Source organism: Leptospira terpstrae serovar Hualin str. LT 11-33 = ATCC 700639 (assembly GCF_000332495.1).
Taxonomy (GTDB): domain Bacteria; phylum Spirochaetota; class Leptospiria; order Leptospirales; family Leptospiraceae; genus Leptospira_A; species Leptospira_A terpstrae.
Map to the genome: position 1 here is coordinate 1 of NZ_AOGW02000021.1, position 6,848 is coordinate 6,848.

5 protein-coding genes and 2 rRNA genes are annotated in these 6,848 nt (G+C 39.5%); 1 reads left to right on the forward strand and 6 read right to left on the reverse strand.

Translation table 11 applies throughout. The annotated features are described in order from the left end of the window. Positions 1-79: 79 nt before the first annotated feature. The 5 genes from rrf (LEP1GSC203_RS18125) to LEP1GSC203_RS18145 all read right to left on the reverse strand — a co-directional run bounded on the left by rrf (LEP1GSC203_RS18125) (position 80) and on the right by LEP1GSC203_RS18145 (position 5,319). Positions 80-196: ribosomal RNA gene (gene rrf, locus LEP1GSC203_RS18125) — 5S ribosomal RNA — on the reverse strand. Positions 197-252: 56 nt separating this feature from the next. After that, positions 253-1,200, reverse strand: coding sequence for a hypothetical protein (locus LEP1GSC203_RS18130; protein WP_002975555.1), 948 nt, complete (start codon positions 1,198-1,200; stop codon positions 253-255). 150 nt (positions 1,201-1,350) lie between these two features. Further along, entirely contained in the window at positions 1,351-2,379 is a 1,029-nt protein-coding gene (locus LEP1GSC203_RS18135) for a hypothetical protein (RefSeq protein WP_002975557.1), read from the reverse strand. A 168-nt stretch (positions 2,380-2,547) separates the two neighbouring features. Next, positions 2,548-3,729: an FAD-binding oxidoreductase gene (locus LEP1GSC203_RS18140; RefSeq protein WP_002975559.1), complete on the reverse strand. Its 1,182-nt coding sequence runs from the start codon at positions 3,727-3,729 to the stop codon at positions 2,548-2,550. Positions 3,730-3,792: 63 nt separating this feature from the next. Next, on the reverse strand, positions 3,793-5,319 hold the full coding sequence (locus LEP1GSC203_RS18145; protein ID WP_002975556.1) for a phytoene desaturase family protein: 1,527 nt from the start codon (positions 5,317-5,319) through the stop codon (positions 3,793-3,795). 188 nt (positions 5,320-5,507) lie between these two features. Here LEP1GSC203_RS18145 and LEP1GSC203_RS18150 point away from each other — a divergent pair, with 188 nt between their 5' ends. Continuing rightward, complete coding sequence (locus tag LEP1GSC203_RS18150; RefSeq protein WP_002975558.1) at positions 5,508-6,134, forward strand: TetR/AcrR family transcriptional regulator; 627 nt, start codon at positions 5,508-5,510, stop codon at positions 6,132-6,134. 449 nt (positions 6,135-6,583) lie between these two features. Here LEP1GSC203_RS18150 and rrf (LEP1GSC203_RS18155) read toward each other — a convergent pair. Further along, positions 6,584-6,700: ribosomal RNA gene (rrf, locus tag LEP1GSC203_RS18155) — 5S ribosomal RNA — on the reverse strand. Positions 6,701-6,848: the final 148 nt, after the last annotated feature.

Sequence of the window (6,848 nt, forward strand, 5' to 3'; positions counted from 1 at the left end):
CGCTCAATGGCGATTTCTATTTTGTACATAAAAAAAGCCAACCATGCGGTTGGCTTTTTTTATTGAGTTATGAGTGCTAACCCGGCAATGTCCTACTCTCCCATTGAGCGAACCCAATAGTACCATCGGCGATGAGAAGCTTGACTTCCGTGTTCGGAATGGGAACGGGTATGGCCTTCTCTCCATAATCACCAGGAGTAATTACCATTACTTCTAAGTGCACCGGATTTGCAAGTACATTTAATAGAAAATTTACATATTTAAATCGTAAGTCACACCAAATTTTAATCCGGAAACTAAGATTGTATGATCGGCTGTGGCAGAAACAAACTCCATTAATGTTCCTACACTGCTAATTCCATTCTCTGAAACACTGAAAGCAACGGGACTTTGTGATTTTGCAGTCATACGTTCACTCTCAAAACTGGCAAACAAACGTAATTTAGGAACAACGACGATACTTCCCCCCACACTAATTTTTTCAGAGTAGAATGTATAACCACCGTTAGCGTAATTTAGAACGACACCATTATTATAAATTCTAAATTGTTCCGAATTGTATGAGCCTGAGGAGTTGAATAAAAATGGACCGTAGATTAGAAAATCGGCAAATAGAGTTGCTCGTTCATTTAAATCAAATTCAAAACCAACCCCTAGGAGTCCGGAAGTAGCGGTTGCCGTTTTAGTATCTTGTCCCAAATAACTTGGTCCACCGAGACCCAAATAACTTCCTTCTAAAGTATGACCCATACTACGAATTACATATTTGGGCAAAATTCGAAAGTTTGAAACTGGTGAGAGTGTAATACCAAGATTAATGTCAGAATAAAGTAAACGATAGTCTGCTTCTTTGATTCCTAACCCATTCGCATAATAAGAATTCCATTCATAACCGCGATTAAATCGATTGAGATGTAATCCTAGAAAAACATTACTCAATACTCCTGCATTTAAAGAATGGAAATAATCAAAACCTAAATCATTGATTAAAGTCATGCCTCGGTTATTTTGCCAATCTTGGTTGTATTCCAAACCAACGATATCGCTATAAAAATTTCTTTTTTCGAAATCAGGGCGAAGGCTACCAAAAAATAAAGCACCCTTGAACCTTACTGTGTTTCCTTCCACTTTACCTTGCGCTGATAAAGTCCCGACAAATAAAGATATGATCATCAGAAAAAAAACGAAATTACGTTTCATTATTTGAATTACCTCTACCATCCAATAACAACTGGCAGAGGGCAGACTCAAGGAAAATTTATAGACTATTGGTTCTTTTTTGAAGTTAGCTATCTCCGAAATTCTAAATGGAAGTCAATTAAGGAAAAACCTTAATGTTTTAATCAAATTCTAAAATTCTATAGGCATATAAAGAGCGAAGTGAAAAGTTCGAAGTTCATAAGTATATCCATTTTCTTTAACAATCGGTCCACCAAATGAAACCCTTCCTCTCATTCCTAAAAATGGAGGAGACTCAAAATACATCATAAAGGCAAACTTAGCAACTGAATTAACCCCAACTTGATTTCGCATAAGACTGCTTATCGCGAGTGACTCCACAGCATTAAATCTTCCACTCAAATAAGCTGTTGCCGCTGTCAAATCAGGACGCAACAATCCTTGGCTTGCTAAATAATACCCTACCATTTCTAAATTATTTCCAGTAGAAAGATTAGTGATTAAATATGTGAGTGTTGGGTCAGACTCAGGATTGATGTTACCAGACACAAATTGGAATCCCCTGAGATTGTTTAAAAAAGCGTCTCTGTTAGAACTCGAATAAGCAATTAACAAGTTTGAGGCTGCATCTTTAAAATCAACATTTCCCTTTAACTTAACATGTGCAGGTCCAAAACCTAGTCCAAACCTAAAAGTATCAGGGTTACCAATATAAAAAATAGGAACTAACATCGAATAGGTTCCCTCTATATTTGTATCAATATCTTCGATTACTTTTGTCCGGTTTGGTTTCCAGGAATTGTCACTCGAACTGGAAGATCCTGAATCCGATTCTGATGAAGAAACTTCCGTTGATTGGTTTCTAGAAAGAACCTTAGGAATGGATTGCCGATTCAAATAAAAACTTGAATTATGTAACAGTAAATTGACTCCAAAATACTCTGAAATTTGGTATTCAGGAGACTTAATATCCAATAACCAAGACACTCGGCCAGGACCATCTTGAACCATAAGTGCATCTCGACTTCTACCCTGAATCGATAATGATACACTCTCCAGGGTCACACCAGGATTTATCGAAATATACTTGTATGAATTTTTTTCTGCACTTGGCTCTTGGGTGCTATTATGGTTTGGCTCTTCTGAAAACAAGGAACCAAAGGAAAAAATAAACAAAAGAACTATAAAATAACGATACATAAATGATTTCGTAACCTTTGTTGGTTTCAGTCAAAGTTAAGCGGTCATTAAGTTAATAAAGTTTTTTTTATCCTTTTGGAAAAGTTTATGTTTTCTTTGGTCTATGAAATTGGACTCAATACCCAAATCTATTTAGAAAGTTAGTTTTTGTAACTTTCATTTTTTCGTTTATAATTGTATTTCCACATCGGTAGTAGGAAACGCAACACAAGCATGGATCCAACCAAACTTACGGTCAGACTTCCTGATTTTTGCTTCTGGTGGACTAAATACTTCCCCCGATTTTAATTTCACACGACAAAGGCTACACTCTCCTGAACGGCAGGCATTCTCAGTAAAAAATCCATTCCGCTCTAAACTGTTTAAAAGTGGTTCTCCACTTGCCGCTTGAAATGAATTGTTTCCTACTTTAATGTTCACAAGATTTTCAGGAGAAACTGAACTCGGCCAACCGTGCATACGTTCTGGCATTTTAGGAGGCCCATTACTTTCGATTAAAATGCGACTTGATTTGACACCAAGGGCTGAAAGTAGTTCTTCACAATTTTCATTAAATGGAGTCGGCCCACAAACATAATACATCTTTGTGGTAGCTTCTGGAATTAACTCTTGTAATATGGAAAGTGAGAGTCTTCCACGGTATCCTGTAAAATTTGGGCTAGACTCACGCGACAAAATCTCAGTCAAAATAAAATTTTTGTGAATCTTTGCCAGTTTTCGTAGTTCTTCAATAAAGATGACATCATCTTCGAAACTATTCGAATAGATGATATGAAATCGAAATGACTCTGCTGATCCCAAAATCGCATGTAACATACTCATTGCAGGGGCAATGCCAGAACCTCCTGCAAGAAAGACTAAATCCCTGCCATGGAATAAAGGATTATGATGAAAAGAACCCATGGGTCCCGTACTTTCAAACTCTTGTCCAATTTCTACATCATCCAGCAAATAAGGACTTACAAACCCACCTTCTGCACGTTTGATGGTCAATTCATAGGAACCTAATTTTTTCGGGGATGAGGAAATAGAATATGGTCTTGCAGTAAAAACCCCAGAAAGGGAGACGAATAAATTGATGTATTGGCCTGCTTGAAACGGAGGTAAATTCTTTCCGTCGACTGAAACCAATTCTAGAGTTTTTGTCGATGTTGTATCCCTTCGGATCTGTTTAACCCGTAATCGTAGCCTTTTGGGATGGAGACTATCAATCGTTCGGCGGACAGCCCCTTTTTGTTCTTGAAAGTTGGAACCATTAGATTCCATTTCCTCTTTTTTTGTCACTGCTTCCCGAAATCCTATCACGGAATTGAAAACGTTTGTTTCTACTTCTAAATGATTATCTGACATTTTTTTCTCTTCCTTGCAATGGAATGCTCGTAATTTTAATCATACTTTTTGATTGAGATTTCATTATGTACTTTTTATTGATTTACGCTTAACTTTGAACCGTTTGATGATTTTCCTTGCTGTATTGTAACCATTCAAATAGGTAGGTTGAAATCCGCCCATACTCGTCCAGCTGCTCGCAGAATATAGACCATCGATGGCATCCAGAGATTCGCGCATAAGTGATCCGTCTTGTAACGTCTGTTTGAATCCATAAATGGCCCCACCTGGTGTATTCAAATAACGCATCATAGTCATAGGGGTTGCTACTTCTGCTTTTTCTATATGTTCTCTTATCTTTGGATAAGCTTGTTCCACAAGTGAAATCAGCTTATCACCAAACTCATATTTTGTGGAAATATAACTTTCTGGAGGAATGTCTTTCCACGCTTCTCCATATTGTAAGGCAACAAGAGTAACCACTGACTTTCCCTTAGGCGCTAGTTCCTTATCAATGAAATTATAACAAGTAACCATACCCCAGTCTGGAGCATCCAAAGTATACATTCGATCTTCAGTGACTTCCGCATTGGAAGTAGTCATGACAAAGGTGGATGCGGTTGTGAACCCGAGTTCTTCAGGTGAACAATCAAGTCCTAGATAAAGGCAAACGGCAGATACACCCATCCTTCGGGATTTAAAATCCTGGAGTACAGAAGAAGGGGGAGTTTCTAAATCTAACATTTCATGATAAGTAATGAGAGGACTTGCATTAGATACAACAGCATCACAGGTAACCGTTTCCCCTGTTTCCAGAAGGACTGCTCGCACAGCACCGTTCTCCGTGAATATTTTTTCTGCTGAACAGTGAAAACGCACTTCTCCCCCAGCTTCTTCAAAGGATGAAAGAAGAGCGCTGGAAAGCATTTGCGACCCACCTTTGATGTGCCAAGGTTTATACACACAGTAAAAATATAACATCCCGATGAATTCAGCAAAAACTAGATCGGTCGTAGGAATTCCCACATAACTCCAGTATGGTGTGATTATATCAATTAAATCATTGTTGGAAAAAAACTCATTCAGGACTTCGGTCGTAGAACGTAGGCCATAGGCTGAAAAATTTGGACATTTGGTTTGGAGTTTTTCTTCATCGTTTGTCAAACGAATTCGAGGTAGAATAAAATAGTATTCATTGACCACGGCTTCGCTCATTGTAAAAAAACGATCGATCGAGTTTCCTTCTTCTGGATAAAGACTTTTTAAATGATATTGTAATTCGCTCCAGTCCGCAGGTAAGGTAACATCTAACTTACCTGGCATGATGATACGATAGAGTTCTTCTTCTTGAACGAGTTCGATTTTATTCAATACACCCAGTTCTTCAAAAACACGGCGCATGATAAACGGACTTGATTCTGTTCCTACTCCACTGAGTTGGTGCAAAGCCACTTCAAACTCAAAATCCCCTCGTAAAAAGGAAGTCGCACATCCTCCAGGGACATTATGCCTTTCTAATAACAAAGTTTTGGAACCTTCGCGTTGAAGTCGAGTGGCTGCCATCAAACCAGCGTTACCGGCACCAATTACTATTGTGTCATAGTGAGACATTTCCTTCTCCTAAAAGGGGAACCCCTTTGAAACCAAGCCAATCTTTACAGTGTAAAGATTGCAATTACTTTTTCGCCCTTTTTTATAAAAAATTTGGATTTTCCGAAGTTGTTAAAAGAAACCCATAACTTTTGGAATCTATTTCGAAAAAGCTTTACCGGTTTAGTGAGTGGTTCTTATAGGTTGTAATGGCCGAGAAGAAAAAAAGTCAGGACAAAGAGAGTGCCTACCACCACGGGGACCTTCGCCCCGCACTCATCCATGCGGCACGTACTCTTTTGGAAAAACAAGGGATCGAGTCACTTTCTCTTCGTTCCATTGCCTCTGCAATTGGTGTAACCCATATGGCTCCTTATGCACATTTTAAAGGCAAACAAGAACTTCTTCAAGCTGTGGCAGCTTCAGGATATGATGAGTTGGCAAACAATATGCTTGTGGCACAAAAAGAAAATCCAAAACTTCGCGGACGTTCCCTCGCCTATCATTATGGTGTGGAATACATTCGCTTTGCCATGAAACATCCCAATCTTTATCGCTTAATGTTAAACCAAATTGACTTAGAAAAAAAATCGAAATCAGAACCAACTGACAAGGAAATAGCGAAGAGTACCGAGCGTCCCTTTCGTCTGCTCTATGCTGCTTTTGTCAGTGAACGTGGAAGTAAAGACTTAGCGCATGCCAAAGCTCTAGGTGCCTGGGCCATTGTTCATGGAGTTTCTTCTCTTGCCATCGACAAACACCTTGTTCTGCCCGAAGGTATGGATGTATTTCAATTATTTAAAGTGACTGTAAGTTCCTCAGTGGATCTGGGGTGAAAGGAAAAAAGTCGGTATCCGAGTGGGCCTACGAAAACCTACCTCTCAGCAAACTTTCAACTTCATTAATTTTAACCGGCAATCCTGCGCAGTGACCCATAGGGAACGAGCAGGCGACATTCGCGGGCGCAAGCAGCAAAGCGTAGCGAATAGTCGCAGACAATAGCCGGCACACACAACGCACCCACAAACAAAAAAGGCGCTCAACTTATTGAACGCCCTCACAATCTATAATGACTAACGAAGGCAATGTCCTACTTCCACCCCCACTCGCTTTTCCGCTCCGCGGGCGAGTGTCCGAGACTTGCTCCCTATGGGTCGCAAGTCTGTCATTTCGCGAACGATCTTTTCCTTGCGGTACTATTGGGTTCGCTCAATGGCGATTTCTATTTTGTACATAAAAAAAGCCAACCATGCGGTTGGCTTTTTTTATTGAGTTATGAGTGCTAACCCGGCAATGTCCTACTCTCCCATTGAGCGAACCCAATAGTACCATCGGCGATGAGAAGCTTGACTTCCGTGTTCGGAATGGGAACGGGTATGGCCTTCTCTCCATAATCACCAGGAGTAATTACCATTACTTCTAAGTGCACCGGATTTGCAAGTACATTTAATAGAAAATTTACATATTTAAATCGTAAGTCACACCAAATTTTAATCCGGAAACTAAGATTGTATGATCGGCTGTGGCAGAAACAAACTCCATTAATGTTC